Origin of the sequence: Aliarcobacter cryaerophilus ATCC 43158 (assembly GCF_003660105.1) — a bacterium.
Lineage (GTDB): Bacteria > Campylobacterota > Campylobacteria > Campylobacterales > Arcobacteraceae > Aliarcobacter > Aliarcobacter cryaerophilus.
In genome coordinates this window covers 401813-428207 of record NZ_CP032823.1, presented here as the reverse complement: position 1 = coordinate 428207, position 26395 = coordinate 401813, and the positions used below count along the sequence as shown (strand labels likewise).

27 protein-coding genes are annotated in these 26395 nt (G+C 28.0%); 6 read left to right on the top strand and 21 right to left on the bottom strand.

Annotation, left to right across the window (positions count from 1 at the left end; translation table 11 throughout):
- Window positions 1-2: 2 nt before the first annotated feature.
- Window positions 3-581 carry a hypothetical protein gene (locus ACRYA_RS02085; RefSeq protein ID WP_105917666.1) on the top strand — a complete coding sequence of 193 codons (579 nt, stop codon included), beginning with the start codon at window positions 3-5 and terminating at the stop codon, window positions 579-581.
- A gap of 259 nt (window positions 582-840) precedes the next feature.
- Here ACRYA_RS02085 and ACRYA_RS10830 read toward each other — a convergent pair whose 3' ends face one another.
- The 4 genes from ACRYA_RS10830 to ACRYA_RS02065 form a co-directional block, all read right to left on the bottom strand.
- Window positions 841-1005, bottom strand: a complete 165-nt coding sequence (locus ACRYA_RS10830; RefSeq protein WP_265735139.1) for a GNAT family N-acetyltransferase — start codon at window positions 1003-1005, stop codon at window positions 841-843.
- A gap of 147 nt (window positions 1006-1152) precedes the next feature.
- The gene (locus tag ACRYA_RS10710) at window positions 1153-1329 is read right to left on the bottom strand and encodes a hypothetical protein (protein WP_165786094.1); all 177 of its coding nucleotides are present in this window, start codon (window positions 1327-1329) and stop codon (window positions 1153-1155) included.
- A 17-nt stretch (window positions 1330-1346) separates the two neighbouring features.
- Window positions 1347-4334 carry a transcription-repair coupling factor gene (gene mfd / locus ACRYA_RS02070; protein ID WP_105917664.1) on the bottom strand — a complete coding sequence of 996 codons (2988 nt, stop codon included), beginning with the start codon at window positions 4332-4334 and terminating at the stop codon, window positions 1347-1349.
- Window positions 4334-4639, bottom strand: coding sequence for a hypothetical protein (locus ACRYA_RS02065; RefSeq protein WP_105917663.1), 306 nt, complete (start codon window positions 4637-4639; stop codon window positions 4334-4336). The genes mfd and ACRYA_RS02065 overlap by 1 nt, the downstream gene beginning before the upstream one ends.
- Before the next feature lie 120 nt (window positions 4640-4759).
- On the opposite strand from ACRYA_RS02065, the gene ACRYA_RS02060 reads away from it, so the two are divergent.
- Window positions 4760-5170: a hypothetical protein gene (locus ACRYA_RS02060; protein WP_105917662.1), complete on the top strand. Its 411-nt coding sequence runs from the start codon at window positions 4760-4762 to the stop codon at window positions 5168-5170.
- A gap of 23 nt (window positions 5171-5193) precedes the next feature.
- Here the strand turns inward: ACRYA_RS02060 and ACRYA_RS02055 are convergent, their stop codons facing one another.
- The 5 genes from ACRYA_RS02055 to ACRYA_RS02035 are packed head-to-tail and all read right to left on the bottom strand — an operon-like array spanning window position 5194 to window position 11799.
- Window positions 5194-7311: a DEAD/DEAH box helicase gene (locus tag ACRYA_RS02055; protein ID WP_105917661.1), complete on the bottom strand. Its 2118-nt coding sequence runs from the start codon at window positions 7309-7311 to the stop codon at window positions 5194-5196.
- Window positions 7298-8470, bottom strand: coding sequence for a Mur ligase family protein (locus ACRYA_RS02050; RefSeq protein WP_228199770.1), 1173 nt, complete (start codon window positions 8468-8470; stop codon window positions 7298-7300). Before ACRYA_RS02050 ends, ACRYA_RS02055 begins: the two co-directional genes overlap by 14 nt.
- A 2-nt stretch (window positions 8471-8472) precedes the next feature.
- Window positions 8473-8988 (bottom strand): LPS assembly lipoprotein LptE, encoded by a 516-nt coding sequence (gene lptE / locus ACRYA_RS02045; protein ID WP_105917659.1) that lies wholly within the window; start codon window positions 8986-8988, stop codon window positions 8473-8475.
- 1 nt (window position 8989) lies between these two features.
- Window positions 8990-11455: a leucine--tRNA ligase gene (leuS, locus tag ACRYA_RS02040; RefSeq protein WP_105917658.1), complete on the bottom strand. Its 2466-nt coding sequence runs from the start codon at window positions 11453-11455 to the stop codon at window positions 8990-8992.
- On the bottom strand, window positions 11455-11799 hold the full coding sequence (locus ACRYA_RS02035) for a DUF6394 family protein (RefSeq protein WP_105917657.1): 345 nt from the start codon (window positions 11797-11799) through the stop codon (window positions 11455-11457). Before ACRYA_RS02035 ends, leuS begins: the two co-directional genes overlap by 1 nt.
- A 154-nt stretch (window positions 11800-11953) precedes the next feature.
- Between ACRYA_RS02035 and motA the strand changes: the two genes are divergently transcribed.
- Genes motA through ACRYA_RS02020 form a run of 3 tightly spaced genes read left to right on the top strand, consistent with a single transcriptional unit; the run spans window position 11954 to window position 13881 of the window.
- Window positions 11954-12706: a flagellar motor stator protein MotA gene (gene motA, locus ACRYA_RS02030; protein ID WP_105917656.1), complete on the top strand. Its 753-nt coding sequence runs from the start codon at window positions 11954-11956 to the stop codon at window positions 12704-12706.
- Window positions 12707-12718: 12 nt separating this feature from the next.
- Window positions 12719-13462, top strand: coding sequence for a flagellar motor protein MotB (gene motB, locus ACRYA_RS02025; RefSeq protein ID WP_105917655.1), 744 nt, complete (start codon window positions 12719-12721; stop codon window positions 13460-13462).
- On the top strand, window positions 13462-13881 hold the full coding sequence (locus tag ACRYA_RS02020; RefSeq protein ID WP_105917654.1) for a hypothetical protein: 420 nt from the start codon (window positions 13462-13464) through the stop codon (window positions 13879-13881). The genes motB and ACRYA_RS02020 overlap by 1 nt, the downstream gene beginning before the upstream one ends.
- Here the strand turns inward: ACRYA_RS02020 and ACRYA_RS10705 are convergent.
- From ACRYA_RS10705 to yajC, 4 genes are all read right to left on the bottom strand, one after another.
- Complete coding sequence (locus ACRYA_RS10705) at window positions 13874-14044, bottom strand: hypothetical protein (protein WP_165786093.1); 171 nt, start codon at window positions 14042-14044, stop codon at window positions 13874-13876. The genes ACRYA_RS02020 and ACRYA_RS10705 overlap by 8 nt on opposite strands.
- 13 nt (window positions 14045-14057) lie before the next feature.
- Complete coding sequence (secF, locus tag ACRYA_RS02015) at window positions 14058-15026, bottom strand: protein translocase subunit SecF (RefSeq protein WP_105917653.1); 969 nt, start codon at window positions 15024-15026, stop codon at window positions 14058-14060.
- Window positions 15026-16591, bottom strand: coding sequence for a protein translocase subunit SecD (secD, locus tag ACRYA_RS02010; RefSeq protein WP_105917652.1), 1566 nt, complete (start codon window positions 16589-16591; stop codon window positions 15026-15028). Before secD ends, secF begins: the two co-directional genes overlap by 1 nt.
- A gap of 61 nt (window positions 16592-16652) precedes the next feature.
- A complete protein-coding gene (gene yajC / locus ACRYA_RS02005; protein ID WP_105917651.1) occupies window positions 16653-16919 on the bottom strand; it encodes a preprotein translocase subunit YajC in 267 nt (88 codons plus the stop codon).
- 28 nt (window positions 16920-16947) lie between these two features.
- Between yajC and ACRYA_RS02000 the strand changes: the two genes are divergently transcribed.
- Window positions 16948-18180: an apolipoprotein N-acyltransferase gene (locus ACRYA_RS02000; protein WP_105917650.1), complete on the top strand. Its 1233-nt coding sequence runs from the start codon at window positions 16948-16950 to the stop codon at window positions 18178-18180.
- Window positions 18181-18201: 21 nt separating this feature from the next.
- Here ACRYA_RS02000 and ACRYA_RS01995 read toward each other — a convergent pair whose 3' ends face one another.
- Genes ACRYA_RS01995 through ACRYA_RS01960 form a run of 8 tightly spaced genes read right to left on the bottom strand, consistent with a single transcriptional unit; the run spans window position 18202 to window position 26374 of the window.
- A complete protein-coding gene (locus ACRYA_RS01995) occupies window positions 18202-19413 on the bottom strand; it encodes a CCA tRNA nucleotidyltransferase (protein ID WP_170144469.1) in 1212 nt (403 codons plus the stop codon).
- The gene (locus ACRYA_RS01990; protein WP_105917648.1) at window positions 19388-20263 is read right to left on the bottom strand and encodes a mechanosensitive ion channel family protein; all 876 of its coding nucleotides are present in this window, start codon (window positions 20261-20263) and stop codon (window positions 19388-19390) included. Before ACRYA_RS01990 ends, ACRYA_RS01995 begins: the two co-directional genes overlap by 26 nt.
- Window positions 20264-20275: 12 nt before the next feature.
- Window positions 20276-21979, bottom strand: a complete 1704-nt coding sequence (locus tag ACRYA_RS01985; protein ID WP_105917647.1) for a proline--tRNA ligase — start codon at window positions 21977-21979, stop codon at window positions 20276-20278.
- A 37-nt stretch (window positions 21980-22016) separates the two neighbouring features.
- Entirely contained in the window at window positions 22017-23306 is a 1290-nt protein-coding gene (gene hemA / locus ACRYA_RS01980) for a glutamyl-tRNA reductase (protein WP_105917646.1), read from the bottom strand.
- A 1-nt stretch (window position 23307) separates the two neighbouring features.
- Window positions 23308-24207: a polyprenyl synthetase family protein gene (locus ACRYA_RS01975; RefSeq protein ID WP_105917645.1), complete on the bottom strand. Its 900-nt coding sequence runs from the start codon at window positions 24205-24207 to the stop codon at window positions 23308-23310.
- Window positions 24208-24510, bottom strand: a complete 303-nt coding sequence (locus ACRYA_RS01970; protein ID WP_105917644.1) for a DUF2018 family protein — start codon at window positions 24508-24510, stop codon at window positions 24208-24210.
- Window positions 24510-25805 carry a histidinol dehydrogenase gene (hisD, locus tag ACRYA_RS01965; protein ID WP_105917643.1) on the bottom strand — a complete coding sequence of 432 codons (1296 nt, stop codon included), beginning with the start codon at window positions 25803-25805 and terminating at the stop codon, window positions 24510-24512. Before hisD ends, ACRYA_RS01970 begins: the two co-directional genes overlap by 1 nt.
- Window positions 25802-26374, bottom strand: coding sequence for a shikimate kinase (locus ACRYA_RS01960; RefSeq protein ID WP_105917642.1), 573 nt, complete (start codon window positions 26372-26374; stop codon window positions 25802-25804). Before ACRYA_RS01960 ends, hisD begins: the two co-directional genes overlap by 4 nt.
- Between the last annotated feature and the right edge of the window lie 21 nt (window positions 26375-26395).

The window sequence follows — 26395 nt, the reverse complement described above, 5'->3', positions numbered from 1 at the left end:
AAATGAAATTACAAAAACCTGGTTCTGGGCTTCCTAACATTGAAAGACTTTTTATAAAAATTTTTTTTGTTCCAGCCTTAAGAACATTTTTTACATGGAATATTGCACTATTTTTATTAAAAAGAGAAGTATCAATAATTAGAAAATTAACAAAAGAATTATCACAAAATGAATTACAAAAACAGATTATCATAAATAGAACTTTTGCTATTGAAGATGATAGTAGGCAATTTTCAATTTCCATGGTTTTAGAACATCTTATAATAGCTGGTTCTTTAGTTAAAAGCACTATAGAATCATTAAGTAAAGAAAATATCCCTCAAAATGATATTAAAATAGAAGATGTAAAACCTTTTAAAAATGATAAAGAGATACTAGAGAGCTTCTTTAAGTTTTATGACTCTTATTATAATATGATTAATAATTTAGAGAAAAAACAATCAATATCAACAAAAAAACACCCTTGGTTTGTGAATTTCAATAATTTTGATTGGAGTATTTTTATGTACATGCACACATTTATTCATAGAAGGCAAATTCAAGAAATAATATTAAATTTGAAAAAGAGTAACAATGAATAGTTCAACAGGTACAATAATTAGAGGATTTTTTGTAATGTCCATTTTAATTATTTTTTGGTATTCTCTAGCATCATGCATATACTATTCTGTAACATTATTTTTTAATTTTGAGTTTGATTTTAAAATAAACATTATTATTTGTTTAATATTAACTTTAATTAGAATGTTTTATCCAAAAAATGTGTTTATATAATATTTGAAAAGTTTTATTTATAATCTAAATCCAAAAAAGCATTCCATAAATAAAACTATCTGTCCATTAACCTTTACTATAAAAATCTTTTATAAAATGAGCTTCTCTTCTCATTCCTATTTTTTCACAAAACTTAGCTGATAGTAAATTTCTTGCATCCATATTTGCTTGTATTCTATGAATATTTTTGTTTCTAAATAGATATTTTACAACAGTTTTTAAAGCTTTCATTGCATAAACTTTATTGCCATACTTAGTATTAAAGTAATAACCTATTTCAACACACTCTTTAATCTGTATATTCCAAAATTTATCTCTCCAATTACTACATCATCTAAAGTACAAGCTAAATTTATAGCAAAAACATCATTTAAATCACTATTTTGAAGAGTTCTTATTTTTAATATTTGTGTTTTTATTTTCAACTCTTTTTTTCAACTCTTCATTCATAGCTGGATTCCAGTTTTTATACTCTTCAAAATTTATTAGTTCTTGCCAAATACTTTTTGTATTAGAATCAATATTTATTTTTGTTTCAATACTATTTTTAAACACAATTTTTCCCTAGAAATCTATTTTCTTAAATACTCCAAAGTGGCACTTATAATATCATCATCATCTTTGCTTCTAGATTTGATTGTCTCTTTTACACCATTGGATTTGACAAAAGTTATATTCATCTCATAAGAGCTTATTTGATTTATTTCTTTAGCAATAGCTAGAATTTTTATTAAAATTAACTCTAAAAACTGTTTTGTTGGAATATCTAGTTTACCAAATCTATCTTCCATCTCTTCTTCAATTTCATATAAAGTCTCTTTACTTATAGCACGACTTAGTCTTCTATAAAGTTCAAGTCTTATTCTATCTTCACTAATATAATCTTCACTAATATATGCAGAAATTGCTAGTTTTATATCAATATTTTGCTCATTTGTTTTTATTTCTCCACTTAAAACTGCCAAGGTATCTTCAAGCATTTTAAGATATAAACCATAACCAATCTGTTTTATATGTCCACTTTGCTCAGCACCTATAATATTTCCACCGCCCCTTATTTCCAAATCTTGATGAGCAAGTGCAGTTCCACTTCCCAAATATGAGTTAGACTCCAAAGCAACAAGCCTTTTTATAGCTTCAGGTGTTATTTTGCTCTTATCTTCAACTACATAGTAACAAAAACCTTCTTTGTTACTTCGTCCAACCCTTCCTCTTAGTTGATGTAAATCAGCAATTCCAAATCTATCTGCTCCATCAATTATTATTGAGTTTGCATTTGGTAGGTGAATTCCACTTTCAACTATTGAAGTTGCAAGTAAAATATCAAACTCTTTGTTTTCAAAAGCTTCAATTATTTTTTCTGTAGCATCTGCTTTTATTTGAGAGTGAATAATCTCTATTTTTATATTTGGGACAATTTGAAGTAAATCTTTTTTCTTAGCTTCTATAGAAGCTATATTGTTGTGAACATAAAAAAGTTGTCCACCTCTTCTTTTTTCTCTTAAAATAACCTCTTTGATTAAAGCATCACTATACTCTTTTACAAAAGTTCTCACTCCCAATCTTTCACTAGGAGGTGTCAAAAGAGTACTCATTCCTTTTAGTTTTGATAAGGCTAGATTTAAAGTTCTTGGAATTGGTGTTGCACTCATTGAGAAAATATGTACATCTTCTCTTAAAGCTTTTAGTTTCTCTTTTTGCTTTACTCCAAACTTATGCTCTTCATCAATTATTACAAGTGCAAGATTAGAAGTTTTTACATCAAGTAAAGAGTGAGTTCCAATTACAAGTTTTATAGAACCATCTTCTAAACCATTTCTTATACTGTTTTTATCTTTTGCACTAGTTTTTCCGTCTAGTTTATAAACATCTATTCCAAACTCTTTAAATCTTTTTGAAATTGAGTGATAGTGTTGAGTTGATAAAAGTGTAGTTGGACATACAAAAACTGTTTGATATCCACTATTTATAACAGCAAGTAATGCATTCATAGCGACTTCTGTTTTCCCAAATCCAACATCTCCACTTAAAAGCCTATCCATAACTTTTCCACTACTTAAATCAGCTAATATCTCATTTATACTTCTAGTTTGATCTTTTGTATATTTAAATCCAGCAGATGCTTGAAAATCTTTTATCAAATAGTCATCTACAAAGATTTTTATTCCATTTACAAGTTCACGTGCCGCTGCGAGTCTTATAATATCATTTGCAATTTCAAAAAGTCTATCTTTTACTTTCTCTTTTAATTTTGCAAAACTTCCACGACCAAGTTTATCAACTATCGCATAACTCTCACCATCTGCAATATATCTATCAATAGTATCAATATTTTCAACAGGAATTAAAAGTCTATCTTCGCCTTGATAATTTATTACTACAAAATCTCTTTTTGCCCCCATTATAGTAACTGGCTCAATTCCTTTGTAAACTCCAATTCCATGTTTTTCATGAACTACAAAATCATTAAGAACCAACTCATCAACAACTAGTTTTACTCTTTTTTTTCTCTTTTTCTTTATCTCTTTATTTAAAGAAATTATTAATTCATTGTTACCTAAAAGATTTATTATCTCATCACTAAAATGATACTTTATAGCTTTATCATCAAGTGGCAAATCAAGAGCTTTTACTCTTGCTTCACTTGTAGTTATTAAAGTAATCTTTTTATCTTTATGAAAAGAGATAAACTCTTTTATATTTGAAGGGCTTATCTCTTTATACTCTTTACTTGAATATATTTGTGGGATAGTTAAAAACTTATCTTTATTTAATCTTCTTTCTTCAAAAATATATGCTTCATCTAGTTCATTTAATGCCTCTTGTGTAATAAATGAATCCATATTTTGTGGTAAATAGTGTGCTAAATCATCTAAATACCAAAATCCTAAAGAGTGAATATCTTTTACAAAAGCATCACTTGAAGAGAGTTCTATTTTAGAACTTAGTTCTTCAAAACTATCTTCGTTTAAAGCCAAAAAAGCAGGTGTTATTGTAAAACTTTCAAGCTCCTCTTTTTGTGATTTTTGATCTTCAATATCAAACTTTCTAATACTTTCAACTTCATTATCAAACAAACTTACTCTATATCCAAAATCACTTCCAAGTGGTGCAATATCAAAAATATCTCCTCTTAAAGAAACCTCTCCAGAACTTGTAACAATATCTACAAAATAGTATCCCCAATTATAAAGTTTATCTTTAAACAAAGCTAAATCAAGATTATCAGCAAAACTAATTTTCAATTCATCAAAACACTCTTTTTTTGGCATAGGAAATGATATTGTTCTAAGAGGTGAAATAAGTATTTTGTCCTCTTTTTTATATGAGTAGAAATCTTGTAAAGATTTTGTAATATCTTGCAACTCATCACTAAAAGAGAGTAAATCATCCTTAAAATTTGCTCTAAAATCAGCTAAAACAAATGGTTTAAAACCTAGAAAAGATACTATATTTGAAGCTATTTGAGCTTGTGAGTCATCATTTACTATTAGAAGTTGACACCTTTTTAAACTCTTTTGATCTTTTAGATTTTTTAAAAATTCATATATATTTTTCACTATTTATTAGCTTCACTTAATTCAAAATCATTTGTATTTTTATCATAAATATATGTTGGATATGGAGTTTCATTTAGTAAAAAAACTAAAGAGGCAGCTTCAAAACCACTTTTTTGTAAACCTTTTTTAAAAACTTCCAAAATATAAGATTTTGTAGCAAAAGTTGTAGTTGTAGAGTTTCCTGTATATACAAAATCTTCATTAGGAACTCTTATAAAACCCTCTTTTTTTACATGCTTTTCAAACTTATCTCTATCTTCTAAACCAACAACAGCTAACAAAACTAAAACATCAATTGTAATCATCATAAACCTTGAAAAAAAATTGCAAGATTTTAGCATAATATACTTTTATGCTAAATTACCTATTTTTTTGCTATGATTATGCCAAACAATATAATATTAATCTTTATTAAAGGATTTTTGATGAACTATGAACTTCTAAGCCGTCTTGCTATGCAAGATTCAGAAAGGCTAAAGAGTGAAAATCTTATTTTGGTAAAAAAAATTGTTCTTCTTGAGCAAGAGAATAAAAATTTAAAAGATTTTAACAATATTATCGAAAAAGAGAGAAATGCCTATAAAGAAAGAATGGGGCAAATCAAGAATGAGGCAAATGGCTTAATTATAGAAAAAAACCTTCTTTTAGATGAGATTATTATACTTGAAAGCAGACTAAAAAAACTAGAAGAAAAATTATTAGCAAAAGAAGAAGAGAAACAAGAATCAAACCATCAAAGACAAAAAATAAGAATTGATGAAGATGGTGAAATTGTAAAAAATAAAGATGAAATAAGAGCCAAAAACATATCAAAATCTGTTGAGTTTTATTCATAAACTACTAAAAAATAATTTTATTATCACTTATAGTGCATATTTTTGTATCCTTCAACTCTTTTTTTATAAGTTGAATTTAGCATAGCATTTTTACTATCAAGAAAATCTATAGCTAAACACTCTTGATTTCCTCTTCCAATTCGTCCTAAATATTGAATTAATCTTCCATAAAAAGATATAGGAGTTGCAAAAATAATTGTGTTTAAATGAGGAAAATCTATGCCTTCTCCAAAAAATGAGCTAGTAGCAAGTATAAGTGAACTAGTTTTAACTTTTTGCATATTTTCTACTTGCTCTTTTTTATTTTGGCTTCCATGAACACTAACAAAATCTATTTTTTCTTCTTTTAAAATATTTTCTAAAAGATTCAAGTGTTCTATTCTATCGCTTAAAAGTAAGATTTTTCTATTTATATTATCTTTTATAGTTTCAACTATTTGTCTATTTCTATCTTCGTTTGAAACCAACTCATTTATAATTGTTGCATAATTATCAGCACTACTTGTAAATTGAGTTTTTATTACAAGAAGTCTATTTGTATGAGTTCTTGGCTTTTTGTACTCGTAAGATATATTTCCTAATTGCTGATAAAGTATAGGATCAAGTTCATCTTTTCTATTTGGTGTTGCACTAAGTCCTAAGATATACTTTCCTTTAAAGTTTTTCACAATCTGTTCAAATGTAAGTGCTGGAATATGGTGACACTCATCAACTATTACTTGTGTGTAATTTTTTACTAATTCAGGACTATTATTCAAACTTTGCATTGTAGCTATATCTATATTTCCATTAAGCCTATTTTGACTTTTTCCAAAAAATCCAATATCACTTTTTTTATATCCAAAATAGTCTACAAAACGACTAATCCATTGGTCAAGTAACATATTTTTATTTACGATAATAAGAGTTTTTACAGCTCTTTGTTCAAATATTTTTGCACCTATTAAAGTTTTTCCAAATCCTGGAGGTGCTACACAAATAGAGCTATCATACTTTAAAATCTCTTTTATAGCATCTTCTTGTTCAGCTCTTAGAGTAAACAAAATTTCATTTGTCGCTATTTTTTCAAAAACTCTATTATCTATTATTTTATATTTAACCAAATTATAATTTAAATATTCAAATAGTTTCTCTTTTAATCCTCTGGGAAGTGTTAAAAACTCACTACTCTCTTCATAACCTTTTAGATATTTTGGAGTATTGTATAGTGGTTTTCTAAGACTAAGCAGTAGTTTTATTTGAGGATTTTCAAAACTAGCAAATGATTTTAGTTTACTTATAAAACTTTTTGATAGGCTTTGTATTGGAAAATTAATCCCACTATCTAAAACTATATCTATACTATTTTGTGGGAAATCCACAGTTTTTAAATCTCTTTGTATATTTTGTGGTTTTAAAACTTGTGCAAAACTATAGATTTGTTCCTTACTTGCTTTTTTTATATTTGCTAAATAATTCCACTGATCATGAAAAACTTTTTTTGTATTAATATCCAAAAAAACTGTACGGTTTTTGTTTCTATAAAAAAGTTGTAAAGGAAGTTCTATATAAGAGCCTAATTTTTCTTGTGTTGAAAACTCACTATTTGGATAGAGTTTTACACTAATATTTGCTTTTTTTTGTAAAAAATATAAAAATGAAAAAGATATATTTGATGAAATTTTTTCTTTAAAAAATATCCAAGCAAAAATACTATTATATGAGCTTAGACTGTAAGAAGCCCCTATATTTAACTCTAGCAAAGCTCTTTGAAGCTTAAAAACATCTTCACTGTTTAACTCTAAAACAACATATTTACACTCTTGATTTTTATCTATTAAATATGAAGCTAAAAAAAGATTTCCTCTTAAATGTTCTTCTAAATCTTTGTTTGTAAGAGGCAAAAAATCATCACCCATAAATGTTTTACTAACAGCAGAAAAACCCTCTTTACTTCCATCTTTACTCTTCCACTTTTTAGAATAAATATCGGCTCTACTTATAAAAAGTTCTTTAAAAAGCTCTATTTTCTCATCTTTTGAAAACTCTTTTTTATCTTTTAATTTTTCATTTTTTAAAGAGTTTTCTAACTCTTTTATTTTTTCTTCAAGCTTTTGTTTTTGAAAGTATAACTCTTCTAACTCTAGCTCAACTGTTTTCATAGCCTATTAGTCCCAAAAAATTCTCAACAACTAAAAAAGATCCAAAGACCAAATAATCATTTTCTAAATCCATTGCTAGTTTTTCAATCTCGATAAGTTCTAACTCTTTTATACACTTTTTCAAAATATCTTTTTTCACAATTCGTTTATCATCTAAAGGCAATATAAAAATCTCTTTTATGATAGGTTTTAAAACTTTTAAAACTTCAACATAATCTTTATCTTCATAAGAGTTATAAATTAAAGTTATTTTTTTATCTTTAAACTCTTCTTTTATAACTTTAGCAGCCAAAGAGTTGTGTCCAACATCTATATATAAGTTTTTTGCTATTTTTTGACATCTTCCAAATAGTGGAGTTGTATTAAAAATATCAAGATTTATAGGATTATTTTTAAAAAATGGTAACTCTTCTAAACATCTAATACTAAGTGCCAAATTTCTTTTTAAATATGAAGCAAAAACAAAATCATAATCTATATCAAATTTTTCAACTTTTAAAATTTCAATATCTGTATTAAACTCTTTTTTTAACTCTTCTTTTACTTTTTGTGCAACTTCAAAAACTTCTTTAAACTCTTGATAACCTATTATCATTTTTCTGTTTGTTGCTCTCATTTTTGTTCTTGCAATTTTTTCTATACTATTTCCCAAAAATGAGATATGGTCAAGCCCTATAGTTGTGATTAAACTTATATCATTTTTTACCACATTTGTAGCATCAAACTCTCCACCTAATCCTGCTTCAAGAACTAAATATTCACAATCTTTACTTAAATAAAGAGCTAAGAGAGTTGTATATTCAAAATATGTTAGTTTTTGAAGTAACTCTTCATCATAAATACCAAGAAGAAAATCATGAGCATTTTGTAATAAATTATCACAAACATCAGCTCCATTTATCCAAATTCTCTCATTAAATTTTTTGATATGAGGAGAGCTATAATGAAGAGTTTTAAAGCCAGTCTTATATAAATAATGAGATAAAAATCTTCCCGTACTTCCTTTTCCATTTGTTCCAACAATATGAATAACAAAAGGTATTTTTATCTCTTTTTCCAAAATAGAGAAAGCTTTATTTACAAAGCTAAAATCTATTTTGTCATAGTACATAGTTTTATGTTCTAAAAAACTACTTAAAGATTTTGTTTTTAAACTCATTTTTATTTAAAATAACCAACAGCAACTCTTGAAAGAAGATCAGTAATTGCCATATCACTAGCTTTTGAAATAGCTTCGAATCTTTGTGTATCATTAATAGTACTTCCAATATCAACAGCAAAATCATACTCACCATCAACTGTAAAACTCTTTGTTTTTGATGTAGATTTATCAAAATACTTAACGCCTATTTTAACATTTGCCTTATACAATTTATTGTAACCATCTTTATCATATTGTAAAGTAGAGAAACTAACACTTGCAATTCTTAAATCCATTATAATATCAGCTTGTGCTTCACTATTAACAAGATTAGAACCAACTCTTTGAATTAATATCTTTGTTACTGCATCTTTTACTAAAACAGAGTTTTTAGGATCAGATGGTGCTACATCTAATCTTACAAATAAATCTTTTCCTAACTCTTTATTTGCATAATATGCAGATGGTCTATATCCACAAGATGCAAAAAATAAAATAGCTATTAAAAGTAAAGAAATTGATTTTAAAAGTCTCATTTTATACCTTAATTACAATATTTACAAGTTTATTTGGTACAACTATCTCTTTTATAATTGTAGAATTTTCTAACCATTTTTTTGCACTTTGTTTAGCTAATGATAAAACCTCTTCATTTGAAGCATTTAAAGCTACCTCTATTTCGCATCTTTTTTTACCATTTACTGTAACAGCTAAAACTATACTATCTTTTTCAAAAACTTCATTTTTTATCTCTAGAGGTTTTTTAAAGTTTTGAAGTTCAAAATATTTGTTTGAGATATCCCAACAAGTATGAGGGATAATTGGCTCTAAAATATTTGTTAAAATATAGTAAGCTTCTGCCCAAATAGCCTCATTTTTTTGAGATGATAAATAATTCATAGCTTCCATACAAGAAGCAATTAAAGTATTAAAAGCATATGTTTTTGTTAAAACTTCATTTGATTTATTTAAAGCTTCATAAACTTTTTTTCTAGCCTCTTTTTCATCTTTGCTTAAACTATCTTGAGATATATTTTTAAACTCTTTTAATCCATTTGAAGTTATATTAATAGCTCTTTCATAAAATCTTTTTATAAATTTATAAGCTCCTTCAACTGCACTATCATTCCACTCTAACTCTTTTGTTGGTGGTGCTGCAAAAAGTATAAACATTCTTGCTGTATCTGCTCCATATTTTTCAATTAAAATATCAGGATCTACAACATTCCCTTTACTTTTACTCATTTTTGCACCATCTTTTAAAACCATACCTTGTGTTAAAAGCCTTTTAAATGGTTCATTTGAGTTTGTATAACCTAAATCTTTTAAAACTTTTGTAAAAAATCTTGCATATAAAAGGTGTAAAATAGCATGTTCTATTCCGCCAATATATTGATCAACATCCATCCAATAATCACTATCTTCTTTTGAAATTCCTTCAGTTTGCCACTTTTTATAATTTGTTGCGTATCTTAAAAAATACCAAGATGATTGCACAAAAGTATCCAAAGTATCTGTTTCTCTTATTGCATCTTGATCACATTTTGGACAAGAGCAATGTTTCCAAGTAGGATGAATATCAAGAGGATTTCCCTCTCCTGTAATTTCTACATCATCTGGAAGAGCTACAGGAAGATTTTCTAATTTTTCAGGAACTAAACCACAAGTTTTACAATGAACAAATGGAATAGGAGCACCCCAATATCTCTGTCTTGAAACTCCCCAATCTCTAAGTTTAAAATTTACTTTTTTACTTCCATTTGAATTTTGTTCAAAATGGTAGATTATTGCATTTTTTGCATCACTATTTTTTAATCCAGTAAAACTTTCACTATTTATTAAAATTCCATCATCAGTATAAGCAACTGTCTGTTTTTCTATTAAGCCATCATCTCCAACAATAACTTGTTTTATTGGTAAATCATACTTTTTTGCAAACTCAAAATCTCTTTGGTCATGTGCAGGAACTGCCATAACAGCACCTTCACCATAAGAACTTAATACAAAATTTGCAACCCAAACTGGTACTTTTTGCCCAGTTAATGGATGAATTGCTTCAATTTCTAAATCAATTCCCTCTTTTTCTTGTATTGCTCTATCTTTTTGTGCTACTTTTTGCATATTTTTAATAGCATTTAACTTATTTTTTGGCAATAACTCTTTTTCTAATATATATTTTACAATTGGATGTTCTGGAGAAAGTGCTGTATATGAAACTCCATAAATAGTATCAGGTCTTGTTGTAAATACGCTAAAACTTGCAAACATTTTATCAAGTTTTGCTCTTGTCTCTTTTGTTACATCAAATTTAAACTCTAATCCTTCGCTTCTTCCAATCCAATTTTCTTGCATTGTTAAAACTTGAGAAGGCCATGAATTTTCAAGTGTTTTTAAATCATCAAGCAAAGTTTGTGCATATTTTGTGATAGCTACATAGTATCCTGGCATCTCTTTTTGTATAATTTCATTATCACATCTCCAGCAACAACCCTCAACAACTTGCTCGTTTGCTAAAACTGTTTGACAATCATTACACCAATTTACAGTTGCACTTTTTCTATACAAAATTCCAGCTTCGTACATTTTTATTATAAACTCTTGTTCATATTTTGTATAAAGCTCATCACTTGTTGCAAACTCTTGATTTTCACTAAAAGAAAGACCTAAGCTTCTAAGCTCTTCTCTCATGTAATCTATATTCTCATAAGTCCATTTTTTTGGATGAAGTTTGTTTTTAATAGCTGCATTTTCAGCAGGCATTCCAAAACTATCCCAACCAATTGGATGAAGTACATTAAAATCATTTTTTCTAAAATGTCTAGCAAAAGCATCACCTAAACAGTAGTTTCTAACATGTCCCATGTGAATTCTTCCACTAGGATAAGGAAACATACTTAATATATATTTCTTTGGTTTTGAAAAATCGTAACTTGGTTCAAAAGATTTATTATCTACCCAAAATTTTTGCCATTTTTTTTCAATATCTTTTGCCAAATACTCCATTAATAATCTTCCTTTTCTTTATTTTTTGCACTCTCTATCATAGAAAGTATCATTGATACAATATTTGCAATTACAGCACCAATTGCAAGAGCAATAACTAAGTTAATATTTCCTGTAAAAACAAATACCAAAAACGCAGGAATCAAGTGTAAATCAGCCACTAAAGAACTAGCTAGTAGTTCAGCTGCTAAAAGATTTTTTACACCAATTTTTAAAATTGTAGAGATAACATTAACTCCAGCTGCTATAAAAAGGGCTATAATATTTGGTTCATATAAAAAACCCGCTGTTGTTGTTAAAGACATCAATGTTAAGAAAATATAGGTTACCTTACCCCAGTCCATTTTTTTCCTTTTAAGTATTTAATATAAAGTTTGCATATTAGCTAAAATTGTATAAAAAACTAATTTTAAGCATATTAGAATCTTTCTGTAAATATTACAGCACTTTTTTAATTTACTTTAGATACTATAAACTAATTTTTTTTTAGGAAAACAAATGGATTTATCTGTACTGTTAGGATTAATAGGTGCTATAACATCTATTTCTGTGGGGGTTATTTTAGAGGGTGGAAATCCCGCTGGAGTTCTTCACATCTCTTCATTTATTATTGTTATACCAACTGCAATACTAGCAGCGGTAGTAGCAACTGATTCCAAATATGTAAAAGCAGCTTTTAAAGAGTTTAAAAATATATTCAAAAAATCACCTGTAAATTTTGAAGCAAGGATTGATGAACTTGTTGAATATGCAATAACTGTAAAAAAACAAGGGGTTTTGGCTTTGGAAAAAGATGTTCAAGGTTTAAATCATCAATTTTTAAAAGAGGCTTTAAGCATGGTTGTTGATGGAAGCAAAGAAGAACAAATCGAAGAGCAACTAGAACCTGTAATTGAGGCAACAGAGGAGTACTATCATGGGGCTAGCCACTTTTGGTTGCATGCAGGTGAAACATCTCCTACTATTGGACTTGTTGGTGCTGTTTTTGGTTTAATTTTAGCTTTACAAAAATTAGATGATCCTCCCGCTATGGCAGCTGGAATTGCTGGAGCATTTACAGCAACTGTTATGGGAATTGCTGGTTCATATATTTTCTTAGGACCTTGGGGGGTTAAATTAAAAGCAAAAGGACATTTAGTTGTAAAAGAGCAATACCTTATTCTTGCTGCTTGTAAAGGAATGGCAAGAGGTGATGCACCAGGTGAACTTAAATTGAAGTTATCAAAAATGATAACTCCTATGCCTTTATAGGATTTTTTTTAGATGTCTAAAAAAAAGAAATGTGAGTGCCCAGCTGGTGAGAAATGGGCAGTTCCATATGCAGATTTTTTAAGTCTTCTTTTAGCACTTTTTATTGCTTTATACGCTTTGGCATCTGTAAATATAGAGAAGCAAAAAGCTTTAAAGGAAGAGTTTATAAAAATTTATAAATTCCCATCTGCAAATATAGTTGAAGAGCAAACAAAACAAGAAAAAGCTATGACAGATGAACCTATTGATGATAATGTTGAGGGTAAAAAAGTTATAGTTCATACTCTAGAAAATAAAGAGGAACAAGAACAAAATAAAAATAAAGGTGCAAATTTAATAGAGCTTCCAAATGGTTCTTTAATGAGTGTTCCAGCACATTTAGCTTTTGAGAGTGGAAAATCAGAGATTACATCTGTTTTTGCAAATGATTTTTTAAGTAATTTAGCTCAATTAATAAATGCAATGCCTGAAGAAACTGAAATAAATGTAAAAGGTTATGCACAAGAAAGTGAAGTTAAAAACTCTAAACACAAAGATGCTTTAGAACTTTCAACAGCAAGAGCAAACAACGTAATAAGAGAGTTAGTAAAATACAATGTAAAACCTTCAAGATTATACTCTAGCGGTTTTGGAAGTAATAAAGAATCAACTCTAAAAGATAAAAGTGTTGTTGTATTTGAACTACATTCAAATGGTGAAATTGCAAGTGAAGAAGACTTAAATTTAGAGACAATTTTTAATAGAATGAAAGAGTAATGCAAAGTAAAAAAAAGTTTAATACTCTTCTTCCTACTTTAAAAAAGAGATGCTGTTTTTTAAAGTTTATAGATTTTGAACCAATAGTAAAATATGGTTCAATATTTATAATCTTACTATCAATTTTTATTCAATCTTCAAATATCATTCAAAATAAAAACTTAATATTAAGTACTTTTTCACTATTTTTTAATCTATTTTTTCTATTAATTATTTTACAAAAACTAGAGATGATAAAAATTGATTTTTTGAATATTTATATAAAAAGTTCTTTACAGTTTTTAATATTTATATATATTTTAAACTCTTTCTTATATCTTTTTATTAATAATTCAGTTTATTCTTATATATATGCACCTATAAATCTTTTTGGTGCATATTTTATATTTTTACTTTTAAGAAAAGAGGATATCACTTAAACATCCCTTTTAATGCATCTCTTCTTTCTTGAATAGAGCTAGGGTTTTCATTTATCTTTTTTTCCTCTTTTGTATCATTTTCTAAGACTACATTAAAAAGTATATAAACAGCAATAAATAAAACCACTATTATAGAAATTAAGACTTTTATTGAAGAATCCATTTTAAATTACCTTTTAAACTCTTCCTTGTTCATACATAGCTCTTAATTTCTCTTTCTCTTTTCTATTTGCCTCTTTTATAGCTTGTTTACTTCTATAACTATCTGTACTAAATCCTAAGAATTTAATAAATGGAGAAACCACGAAAATAGAAGAGTAAGTTCCTATTATAATTCCAACAAATAGTGTAAATGAAAATGCATAAATAATCTCTCCACCAAATAAAAGCATAGTAAGTACTGCAAATTGAGTAGTTGAAGATGTAAGAATTGTTCTTGAAAGAGTTTTACTTACTGAATCGTTTATAAGAGCATCTAGGTCTCTCTCTTTTGTTGTTTGTAAACTCTCTCTAATTCTATCATTTACAATAATAGTATCATTTATTGTATATCCAACTAGAGTTAAAATTGCAGCAATCATATCGAGGTTTACATCAATTTTAAATAGACTAATAATCCCCAAAGTAATAATAACATCGTGGATAAGTCCAATAATAGAAGCAACAGCAAATCTCCACTCAAATCTTATTCCAATGTAAATAAGCATAGCTAACAAAGCCATCGTTAAAGCCATAATACCTTTTTCTCGTAGTTCAGCTCCAACTTTTGCACCAACCATATCTATCTTTCTTATCTCAAAATTTCCAGTTGGTACTAATATTTTGTTCATATCATCACTAGCATCATTTGTTACACTACTTGAAGTACCTGTAAATCTTATAGTTATCTCATCAGCACTTCCAAACTCTGTTACATTTGAACCAGCATATTTACTATTTTCTAAAACTTCTCTTATCTTATCCAAAGGGGCAGCTTGTTCATATTTTACTTGAACAATTGTTCCTCCAACAAAATCAATACCATAGTTTAAACCTCTTGTAAATAGTAAAACAAGTGAAGCTATAATTAAAATTCCAGATATACTTAAAAAAGGAACCTTTTTACCCATAAAATCATAAGTTTTATTGTTGTTAAAAATCTCCATTATGCTACTCCAAACCATTTTTTATTGTTTTTATCTTTTGCAATTTTTGGCATTATTGCTTTATAAATACCATGAGTTCCAACTATTGATGTAAGCATTGAAGTTAATATTCCAATTGAAATTGTTACTGCAAAACCTTTGATAGCTCCGCTTCCATAAGCATATAATACAATAGCAACTAAGAAAGTTGTAATATTTCCATCCATAATAGCTCTAATAGCATTTGAATAACCATCTTCTATAGCTTTTTGAACACTTGCTCCTGTTCTTAAAACTTCTCTAATTCTCTCATTTATAATAACATTTGCATCAATTGCCATACCTAATGTAAGAATAATTCCAGCCATACCAGGAAGTGTTAAAGTTGCACCAAAAAGAGCAATTACTGCCAAAAGAATAAATACATTTGCAACTAAAGCTATATTTGCAATAATCCCAGCTCTTCTATAATAAAACATCATAAATATAAAAATTAAAGCTGTTCCAGAAACCAAAGCTATCATTGAAGCTTTAATACTATCAGCTCCCAAAGATGGTCCAACACTTCTTTTTTCTAAGAGAGTTACACTTGCTAAAAGTGCTCCACTTCTTAAAGCAATAGCAACATTTCCAGCTTCTTGCACTGTAAATCCTCCAGAAATTTGCCCACTTCCTCCACCAATTCTTTCATTTATATTTGGAGCTGAATAAACTTTTCCATCTAAAACAATTGCTAACCTTTTTCCTACACTTTTAGCAGTAAAATCACCAAAAATTCTAGCTCCTGCACTATTTAATGTAAAATTAATAATGGGTTGATTTGATTGACTAAAAGCAACTTGAGCATCTACAACTTGGCTTCCATCTAAAATTGGTATCTCTTTTACAAGATATTTTTTATTTGAATCATTTGTATCTTCTAAGATAACATCACCAAATGAAGCAGCCTCTTTACTTGTCATTTGATGAACTCTATCCATTCTTTCTTCATCAACCGCCATAAGCTCAAGCTTTGCAGCTTTTGAGATTAAATCTCTTGCTGCTTTTTCATCACTAGCTGTTTTAATTCCTGGAAGTTGAACAACTATATCACTATCACCTTGTCTTACAACTGTTGGTTCACTAAGTCCAAATTGGTCAAGTCTATTTCTAATAGTCTCAACAGCTTGAGCAACAGAGTAATCTTTTGTTTTTATTATCTCTTCACTATTTAGAGAAACTTTATACTCTAAATCTTCTTTAACTATATCTAAACCCTTTATTTCTGAGAGCATTTTATCCATTTTAGCCATTTCATCAATATCTAAAATTGAAAAATAAATAGAGTTATTACTCACAGTTAATCCATCAATAAGTAGTTCTTCATCATCACTAAAATATTTAATAGCAGTTGCGATTGATTTTATTTTTGAAGTTACAGCTTCTTCAGTGTTTACACCCAAAAGCATATGAAGTCCGCCTTGAAGGTCAAGACCCAAATTTACTTTTTTACCATAATCTGTTTGCATTAAAGATGGAATAGCAAAAACAACACCAAATATAACACTGATTAAAAAAATTGTGAGTTTAAAATTAAAAATTTTCAATATAAATCCTTATTTGTAGGGGGAGAATTTAAGATATGAAAATCATATCTTAAATAATAAATTATTCAGTAATAAGTCTAGTAACAAACTCTTTAGCTAATTTCATCTCAGAGTTATCGCTATTTTTTACTACAAAAAATGCATCTTCAACTTTTACTACTTCTACCATTAAGCCACCATTTGTTACAATCTTATCACCTTTTTTAAGGTTTATGATCATCTCTTTATGAGCTTTTGCTTGTTTTTGTTGTGGTCTAATTATTAAAAAATAGAATATTGCAAAAAGTGCAACAAGAGGTAGTAATGAAGTCAATAAATCGCTTTGCATCGAATTTCCTTTTTATTGGGGGTTTAATATGTTTTTGTTAAAAACTCAACATTTTAACAAAAATTTAATAATAAAAGGCTTGATTACTGCTTGTTTACTTAGCTCTTTTATATATTTATCATATTTTGGATTTGAGTTTAAATTAATAAATACAATATTTGGACTAGGTGGAATATATCTTTTACTAACAATTCCAAGGATTTCACTATTTTATGCAGGATTTTTCACAGGAATTTTTTGGTGCTATTGGATGAGTGTTAGTTTACAATACTACGATATTAGTTATATAGCTCCATTTTTACTTTTAGGAATTGGTCTTGTTTTTGGAACTATTTTTGCTCTTTTTGCAGTTATAAATAAACTATCTTTTAGAATTTTAATGATTTTTGGATTTTTATTTATTGCTCCATTTGGTTTTAATTGGTTAAAACTAGAGCTTATATTTATTGATTCATATTTAAGCACTACAAAATTTGCATTTGGCTTAATTCTTATATCACTTTATCTTGTAATAAAACTAAAAAGAGCAAAGATACTAGCTATTTTACCACTATTATTTGCTTTTCATAGTGAAAAAGGTGAATTTATAGATACTCCAAAAGCAAAAATTTATATGCCACAAATGTATATAAATCAATCTTTAAAGTGGGATAAAGAGTATTTAAAAATATTAAACGATGAAAACTTTAAACAAATTTTTGACGCCATAGACAAAGGCTATAGTTTGGTTGTTTTACCTGAAACTTCATTTTCAGTTGCTCTAAATAAATACCCTAGTTTAAACAATATGCTTTTAGAACTATCAAATAAGATAGATATAGTAACTGGAGCTTTATATGTTGAAGATAATCAAATTTTTAATGCTTCATATTTTTATACTAAAAATAGTGTTACTGTTGCAAAAAAAGTTGTTTTAGTTCCTTTTGGAGAAGAGATACCTCTTCCTAAATTCTTTGTTGATTTGATTAATGATATTTTTTATAATGGAGCTAGTGATTACTCAAAAGCAAGCTCTCCAACAGATTTTATAATTCAAGGAGAAAAATATAGAAATGCAATTTGCTATGAAGGAACAACGGATAAAATATTTGAAAATTTAGGTGATACTAAATATATGATTATGATTTCAAACAATGCTTGGTTTACACCATCAATAGAGCCAACTTTACAGCATCTGCTTTTAAAATATTACTCAAAAAAATATGGAGTTACAATATTTCATGTTGTAAATGGAAGTGAAAATAGAGTATATCGACCATAAGAAGATTATATAAATATTATTTTAAAAATTCTTCTTAAGTCTTTGTTTTAAATCATCTTTTGAAAGATTTTCTTTTATTTGTAAATCCATTGCAAAATTTAACATATTTCTAAAATCACCACTAGGAGTAAAACCTAAATCAAGTAAATCAACTCCCATAATATGTGGTTTTAATCCTTTGCTTAAAATATCAGACTCTTCACATTTTTTTATAATAGCTTCAATATCTTTATTTCCAAATGCAATCTCAACTAAAATTAAATCTTCCAAAACTATATTTAAAGATTGTTTTTTTAAGCTTACAATATCATCTTCCAAACTCTCTTTACACAAAGATATTATAGAGTTTATAAACTTTTTATCACTACTTATTTTTGATAAAAATTCAAGAATATCATCCTCTTTTTCATCTTTTAGCAAAACAACAAAGTATAAAATTAATACTCTTTTTAAATCTATATCTCTATTTTTCAAAATTTTTGATAACTTATCTATGGCTTTATATTTTTTTAAAAAAGATATTTTAAATATTTTAAACTCATCAAAAAGTTTTAAACCAACACTTGGTTTTTTCGATTTCAAAAGAAGTTTTTTTAACTCTTCAAAAACTCTCTCTTTTGATAAATTATTTAATTCTCCACTTTTGATAATAGTTTTTAAAAGTTGTTTTGTCTTTTTTGTTATTTTAAAATTAAATCTTGAAGCAAATCCAAAAGCTCTAAAAACTCTTAAACTATCCTCTATAAAACTTTTTTTATCTATATATTTAATTTTTCTTTTTTTTAAATCTTTTATCCCTAAAAAAGGGTCTATAAAACTATCTTTAAAATAGTCGTAATATATAGAATTTATAGTAAAATCTCGTCTTTTTGCAGCTTTTTTTATATTTATATTTGAAAGAAGTTTTATCTCAAAACTTTTGTGAGTTTTTCCTACTTTTTTCTCTACTCTAGGAATAGAAAAGTCAATATCTAAATCATCGATATTGACTTTTAAAACACCAAAAGATTTTCCAATATCATGAACTTTTGTATATTTTTCTAAAATTGTTTTTAATTTTTCTAAATTTTCTATACCAAATACTTCAATATCAAAATCTTTAACTGGTTTACTCAGAAGAAAATCTCTAACACAACCACCAACAAGATATGGCTTATAGCCACTATCTTGCAATGTTTTCAAAATATCAATAAGTAGTTTTGGTATATTAATTTTTGATTTGTTGATACACATTCTTTGGATATGGAATTGTAATTCCAACCTCATCAAATTTTGTTTTAATCTCTTCTAAAAGTTCAGCTTTTAAAGAACCATAATCAGATGATTTTGCCCAAACATTAACACCTAATTTTACACTATCAAGAGCTAAATCAGTAACCAATATCCCAAATCCTTTATCTTTTAAAACCTTTGGATTTGAATTTATAATATTTGTCAAAACCTCTTTTACATTTTTGATATTATCTTCATAAGAGATAGCTACAACAATATCAACTCTTCTTGTATTGTTAGCATTCACATTTGTTATACTTCCACTTGTAATTGAAGAGTTTGGTACAATTATTTTTTGATTATCAGCAGTTAAAAATACCGTATTAAAAATTGTAACTTCAGTAACAGTTCCACTAACACCACCAGCAACTACACTGTCCCCTGCTTTAAATGGTTTAAATAAAACTATCATAACACCTGAAGCAAAATTTCCTAAAGAGTCTTTCAAAGCTAAACCAATAGCTAAACCAGCTGCTCCTAAAATAGCTAAAAATGAAGTTGTAGCAATTCCTAATTTGTTTAATGCAGCAATTATAACAACAGTTAATAAGGCATAATAAACAATATTTTCCAAAAACTTAACCAAAGTTTCATCAACTCCACCAACTTTTCTTAAAGCTTTACCTAAAAGTTTAACTATATTTTTTGATATCCACTTTCCTACAAAAAATATTAGAAGTGCAACAATAAAAGACATAGAGTATCCTATAGCTATCTCCACAATATTATCTGGAATAAACGATTTAAAATCTCTTGTTATTTGATCAACATTTTGATCAACAACTTTTTCAATATTTTTTTCAATACTCATATTTTCGCCTTTTTATTTGATTAAATTTAAAATTTCAACAACAACATCTTGTACTTTTACTTCTGTTTTAATAAGAGTTTTTCTATCAACTATTTCAACTATTCCATCTGTTAGTTTTTTCCCAATAATTATCGCATAAGGAAAACCTAAAAGCTCAAAATCTCCAATTTTAAATCCAAATCTAGCATTTATTCTATCATCTAAAATAACTTCCACATTTGAAGCTTTTAGCTCTTCATAGATTTTTTCACCCATATTTTTTTCATCTTCATTTTTTAAATTTGAAACAATAATATCAACCATAAAAGGAGCAGTTGATTTTGTCCAGATACAACCTTTTTCATCATGGTTTTGCTCAATTACAGCAGCAACAAGTCTTGATACTCCAACTCCATAACATCCCATAATAAATGGTTTTGCTTTCCCATTTTCATCTAAAAATGTAGCATTCATTGCTTTTGAGTATTTATCACCTAACTGAAAAATATGTCCAGCTTCAATTCCTTTTGTATGTGAAAGTTTTCCACCACAACAAGTACAAATATCACCCTCTTTGACAGCAACCAAATCAAAGTATTTAATATTTTCAATAGCTTTTAAATCAACATTTACAAAGTGAAAATTCTCTTCATTTGCACCACAAACCAAAGCTTTTGAATTTTCTAACTCACTATCGATAACTACTAAAATATCTTTTGGTAAATTTAAAACTCCACAATATCCAGCAACTATTTCTGCATCTTTTATCTCATCAAAAGTTGCATCAATAATTTCTAAAGCATCTATACTATTTACAGCTTTAGTCTCTTCAAGTTCATCACTTCCTCGTACAAAAAATACTACAATTTTAGAAGCATCTTTAAAAATAGCTTTTTTTATAACTGCTTTTATAGTTTGTTCTTTTTTTACTTTTAAAAAATTTGCAACTTCTTCTATTGTTTTACAATTTGGAGTCTCTATTTTTTTTAAATCTCCTGCTTCAAAATTATAAATCTTTGCTTCTCTTTTTGCAGCTTCAATATTTGCAGCATAAGAGCAACTATCACAAACAACAATTGTATCCTCTCCGCTAGTTGCTAAAACATGAAACTCTTTACTTCCACTTCCTCCAATTGCTCCACTATCAGCTTCAACAACCCTAAAATCAAGCCCTAGTTTTGTATATATTTTTTTGTAAGTAGCTTCCATAAGATTAAATTCTCTTACTAAATCCTCTTCGTTAGAGTGAAAAGAGTATCCATCTTTCATCAAAAACTCTCTTCCTCTCATAAGTCCAAATCTAGGTCGTGCTTCATCTCTAAACTTTGTATTTATTTGATATAAATGAAGTGGTAAATCTTTATATGAAGTAACTCTATTTTTTACCATATTTACAACAGCTTCTTCGTTTGTAGGACTTAAAACAAATTCACCATTTTTTCTATCTTTAAATCTTAGAAGCTCATTTCCCATAGTTAAGGCTCGTCCAGATTCTTGCCAAAGACTAAGAGGTGTAACAAATCCAAATTGAACTTCATTTGCTCCAGCTTCATCCATCTCTTTTTTTACAATAGCTCTAATTTTTTCTAAAACAATTTTTCCCAAAGGCATAAAATCATAAATTCCAGCACCAGTTTGTGCTACAAATCCACCACGAACTAAAAATTGATGAGAAGGTAAAGAGGCATCACTTGGCATCTCTTTTGTTGTTGGAATAAAAAGTTTACTAAATTTCATATATTTTTCCTATATTTTTAAAATAATTTTTGATTTTCTAATTTTTTGATAAATGCTCACATTTAAAGTTTGTATCGCTATTTTGTTTTGTAAACATACTTTGAACAGAGCTTACAACCAAATCACACTCCATATTTCTTGAAATATTTTTAAGTTGTTTTGATGGATTATGAAGATATTCACTCATTATAGTTTGGCAAAGTTTTTTGATATTATCTTCATGCTCTTTTGGTATAAAACCTTTTTTTATAGCATTTTGAAGTTTTTTCTCTATTATACTATCGCCTTTTAGATACAAATTCTTAATAATTGGTTCAATATCAAGACTTTTTAACCAATCAAAAAATTCCAAAGTAGAGCGACCAACTATTGTGTAAGCCTCTTTTGCTTGTGCTGACCTTTGTGTCATATTTGAATTTACAATCTCTTGTAAATCATCTACAGAGTAAATATCTAAATCAAACATTGATATATTCTCATCAATATCTCTTGGAACTGCTATATCAAACCAATATCTTGAAATAGATGAACTAGGAGTATTTTCTTGTGTAATTATTGGATATGGAGCAGATGTTGCCGTTATCATTACAGGAATAATTTCAAGCAACTCTTCAAGTTTAGAATATGGCTCTACTTTTATAGAAGCCTCAAAACTATCTGCTAGATTTTGAGCTTTTTTCATATCACGGCTAGTTATCGTTACATCAAAACCAGAGCTTATTAGGTGCTTAACTGCCAATTCACTCATAAGCCCAGCGCCTATAACCAAAGCATTTACACCTTTTGTATTTCCTACTAGCTCTTTTGCTTTTGCAACAGCAGTAGATGCAACTGAAACAGAACCTGTTCCCAAACTTGTAGCAGTTCTCACTTGTGCAGCACATTTAAAAGCATAGTGCATAACTTTACTAATAGACTCTCCACAAAAACCAAAACTTTGGGAAAATCTAAAAGCATCTTTTAGCTGTCCAACAATTTGAGTTTCACCAATAACTAAACTATCAAGTGCAGAAGCAACGGAAAAAAGATGATGCACAGCAACATCTCCATCATAAATATCAGCCCTATCATATAAAAAATCAAAATCCAAAGATGAATAACTAGCTAAATTTTCAATAATATTTTTACTACTTTGTTTTATATTTGAACTTTTTGCAATAATTTCAACCCTATTGCAAGTAGAAAGTAAAACCAACTCACTTGTTGTAGGTGCTTCTAAAAGTTTTTTTATAAATCTTGCTTTCTCTTCATCGCTATTAAAAGCTAATTTTTCTCTCTGTTTTATATCTAAATTTTTATGCGAAAAACTGATTACTAAATAACTCATCTTAAAAATCTCTTTCTATCATAGCTTTCATAATATTTATTAAATCTTCACTATTTATTTCATCTTCTATAGAGTTTATTGCTTCAAGCCCTCTATTTTTTGCCTCTTTTATAGCATCACTCAAAGCATTTGTACTATTTAGTTTCTCTTTTAGATACTCCAACTCTTCTTGTTTTAATTCTTTTTTATACAAAGATTTTAAATACTCTTTATCTTCAACTCTTTCATATAAATATAGATATGGAATAGTTACTTTTCCCTCTTTAAAATCAAGCATAGAAGGTTTTCCAAGAGTTTGGCTACTTTGTGTAATATCTAAAATATCATCAACCATCTGAAAAGCAAGACCTAAATTCTTTCCATAAGAGGCATATTTTTCATCATCAAGACCTGCTATTATTGCAGCACTTCTCGCACTAGCTTCTATTAGTGATGCTGTTTTTTTATATATCATTGTTATGTATTTATCATGTGAACTGTTAAATGATTCAGTCAAATCAACATCCATCATCTCTCCAATGCTAAGTTGCGTTACAGCATTTGAAACATGATATGCAACTCTCTTATCCATTTGTGATAGTTCTGTAAAGGCTCTTGAGTATAAAATATCTCCAAACATTATAGAAGTTTTATTATCATACAAAGCATTAATAGATGGTTTTCCTCTTCTTGTATCTGATTCATCTATAACATCATCGTGAAGTAGTGAAGCCGCATGAATCATCTCAACAACAGCACAAAGCTTTATACTCTCATCGCTCTCTTTAGCAATTTTAAGTATCAATTTACTTCTTAGCATCTTTCCAGTTGCCAACTTTTCAAGCAAATCCAAAGCCTTTGGATATTGGCAAACTTCTACAAAATCTCTTATTTGATTTTTTACTTTTTCTAAAACTTCCACCTAGCTATCCAACCTACTAATAATCTCTCCAGAAAATTCCATATAAAGCCCTTTTTTCATTGAGTTTACATCTTCTTGATTTTTTTCTTTAAAATCTTCTAAATATGAGTTTATATCAAAATCCTCATCTTTATCTTGACTTACAATAAGCTCCAAAATTGCTAACTTTTCAATAACTTTATCAATCTCATCTTCAACTAAATCTCTGTGAGTTTGTTCCATAATATCAAAAAACTTAGACTTTGGACTTCCAAAAAATATATCATCGTCATCTTCTGTAAACCAATCTTTAAATTTACTCATTATTTATCTTCCAATCGCACGCGAACACTTTTTGCATGTGCTGTTAATCCTTCTGTATCTGCTAAGAGTGCACAAGGCTCTCCTAAATCATTTATAGCTTTTTTTGAAAAACTTATTATTGAGCTTTTTTTAAGAAAATTCTCTACATTTAAAGGACTATAAAATTTGGCAGTTCCGCCTGTTGGTAGAGTATGATTTGGACCAGCTATATAATCTCCTATTGGCTCAGGAGTATTCTCACCTAAAAATATAGCACCAGCATGTTTTATAAAAGGAAGTAGCTCAAATGGATTTTTTGTCATAACTTCAAGGTGTTCAGGTGCTATTTCATTCATAAGTTCAATTGACTCTTCCATATTAGAAGCAACAATTATAACTCCTCTTTCATCTATTGATTTTTTAGCAATCTCATATCTGCTTAAATTTGCCAAAAAATTATCTACTTCAACACTTGTATTTTTTGCCAAATCTTCACAAGTAGTTATTAAAATCGAACTAGCCATCTCATCGTGCTCTGCTTGAGATAGTAAATCTATTGCTACAAAGTTTGCTTTTGCACTCTCATCTGCTAAAATCCCAATCTCACTAGGACCTGCAATCATATCAATATTTACTTCACCAAAAACCATTTTTTTGGCAGTTGCCACAAAGATATTTCCAGGTCCTGTTATTACATCAACCTTAGGAATTGTTTTAGTTCCATATGCCATAGCAGCAATTGCACTTGCTCCTCCAACTTTGTAAACTTTTGAAACATTACAAAGGTGACAAGCTGCAAGAAGTAGCTCATTTACTTCATTATTTGGAGTTGGTGTACAAACAACTATCTCTTTAACTCCTGCAACCTTTGCTGGAATTGCATTCATTAATAAACTACTTGGATACGCAGCTTTACCACCTGGAATATAAAGCCCTGCTCTATCTACAGCAGTTACCTTTTGTCCCAAAATTGTTCCATTTTCTTCAAAATCAATCCATGATTTTGGAAGCTGTTTTTCGTGATATGCTTTTATTCTATCATAAGCTTTGTGCAAAGAGTTTTTTAAATTTTCATCAAGAGTTTCATAAGCTTTTTTCATACTATCTTGAGATATTAAAAGTTCATCATCACTTTTTACAATCCATTTATCAAACTTCTCTATATGTCTTTTTAAAGCCTCATTTCCATCTTCTATAATCTCATCAATAATATTTTCAACTATTTTTGAAACACCTTTTATATCACTTTTTGCTCTTTTTAAAATATTTTCAAACTCTGTTTTAAACTCTTTATCTTTTGTATATATTATTTTCATTTTATCTGTCCTAAAATCTCTTTTACTATAACTTTTAAATCTCTGTTTTCAACATCAACAATAATATCTGCAACTTTTTCATACTCTTTTACTCTTGTATTATAAAGTTTTATAGCCTCTTTTTTATTTTGTAAAAGTGGTCGTTTTTTTAGTTTATTTTTTGCATTTGGTGCTTTTTTTATTCTTTTTAAAATTCCATCAAATGATGACTTAAGATAGATTATAGTTCCTATATTTTTAATATTTTCTTGACGATAAAAACCACCACCAGTTGAAATAATTGTATTTTCTACACTTTTTTCAAGCCAAAGTGCCGTCTTTTTTTCTAAATTTCTAAAATATTGCTCACCATCAAATTTAAAAATCTTTTTTATAGCTCTATTTTCCATACTTTCGATTAAATCATCTGTATCAATCGAATACTGGAAATGGAACTTTACTCCCACCTCTTCTTCTTCTGGGAATTGGGACGCAAGACCCACCATTGCGAACTCTTTTACCATAGCTCTTGCCACAGTTCCTTTTCCAACACCCATAAAACCAATTAGTATAATATTATTCTTTTTCATAGGAAAAGATTGTATCAAAAA

Bases quoted from the DNA above. Each gene is read 5' to 3' on its own strand.
- ACRYA_RS01960 (WP_105917642.1), bottom strand. From the start codon at position 26,374: ATGAAAAAGAATAATATTATACTAATTGGTTTTATGGGTGTTGGAAAA.
- secF (WP_105917653.1), bottom strand. From the start codon at position 15,026: ATGGAGATTTTTAACAACAATAAAACTTATGATTTTATGGGTAAAAAG.
- yajC (WP_105917651.1), bottom strand. From the start codon at position 16,919: ATGCAAAGCGATTTATTGACTTCATTACTACCTCTTGTTGCACTTTTT.
- hemA (WP_105917646.1), bottom strand. From the start codon at position 23,306: ATGAGTTATTTAGTAATCAGTTTTTCGCATAAAAATTTAGATATAAAA.
- ACRYA_RS02065 (WP_105917663.1), bottom strand. From the start codon at position 4,639: ATGATTACAATTGATGTTTTAGTTTTGTTAGCTGTTGTTGGTTTAGAA.
- motA (WP_105917656.1), top strand. From the start codon at position 11,954: ATGGATTTATCTGTACTGTTAGGATTAATAGGTGCTATAACATCTATT.
- ACRYA_RS10705 (WP_165786093.1), bottom strand. From the start codon at position 14,044: ATGGATTCTTCAATAAAAGTCTTAATTTCTATAATAGTGGTTTTATTT.
- ACRYA_RS01995 (WP_170144469.1), bottom strand. From the start codon at position 19,413: ATGTGTATCAACAAATCAAAAATTAATATACCAAAACTACTTATTGAT.
- ACRYA_RS01990 (WP_105917648.1), bottom strand. From the start codon at position 20,263: ATGAGTATTGAAAAAAATATTGAAAAAGTTGTTGATCAAAATGTTGAT.
- ACRYA_RS02035 (WP_105917657.1), bottom strand. From the start codon at position 11,799: ATGGACTGGGGTAAGGTAACCTATATTTTCTTAACATTGATGTCTTTA.
- ACRYA_RS01985 (WP_105917647.1), bottom strand. From the start codon at position 21,979: ATGAAATTTAGTAAACTTTTTATTCCAACAACAAAAGAGATGCCAAGT.
- ACRYA_RS02000 (WP_105917650.1), top strand. From the start codon at position 16,948: ATGTTTTTGTTAAAAACTCAACATTTTAACAAAAATTTAATAATAAAA.
- ACRYA_RS02050 (WP_228199770.1), bottom strand. From the start codon at position 8,470: ATGAGTTTAAAAACAAAATCTTTAAGTAGTTTTTTAGAACATAAAACT.
- leuS (WP_105917658.1), bottom strand. From the start codon at position 11,455: ATGGAGTATTTGGCAAAAGATATTGAAAAAAAATGGCAAAAATTTTGG.
- ACRYA_RS02055 (WP_105917661.1), bottom strand. From the start codon at position 7,311: ATGAAAACAGTTGAGCTAGAGTTAGAAGAGTTATACTTTCAAAAACAA.
- ACRYA_RS02060 (WP_105917662.1), top strand. From the start codon at position 4,760: ATGAACTATGAACTTCTAAGCCGTCTTGCTATGCAAGATTCAGAAAGG.
- ACRYA_RS02020 (WP_105917654.1), top strand. From the start codon at position 13,462: ATGCAAAGTAAAAAAAAGTTTAATACTCTTCTTCCTACTTTAAAAAAG.
- ACRYA_RS02085 (WP_105917666.1), top strand. From the start codon at position 3: ATGAAATTACAAAAACCTGGTTCTGGGCTTCCTAACATTGAAAGACTT.
- hisD (WP_105917643.1), bottom strand. From the start codon at position 25,805: ATGAAAATAATATATACAAAAGATAAAGAGTTTAAAACAGAGTTTGAA.
- ACRYA_RS10830 (WP_265735139.1), bottom strand. From the start codon at position 1,005: ATGAAAGCTTTAAAAACTGTTGTAAAATATCTATTTAGAAACAAAAAT.
- ACRYA_RS01970 (WP_105917644.1), bottom strand. From the start codon at position 24,510: ATGAGTAAATTTAAAGATTGGTTTACAGAAGATGACGATGATATATTT.
- lptE (WP_105917659.1), bottom strand. From the start codon at position 8,988: ATGAGACTTTTAAAATCAATTTCTTTACTTTTAATAGCTATTTTATTT.
- motB (WP_105917655.1), top strand. From the start codon at position 12,719: ATGTCTAAAAAAAAGAAATGTGAGTGCCCAGCTGGTGAGAAATGGGCA.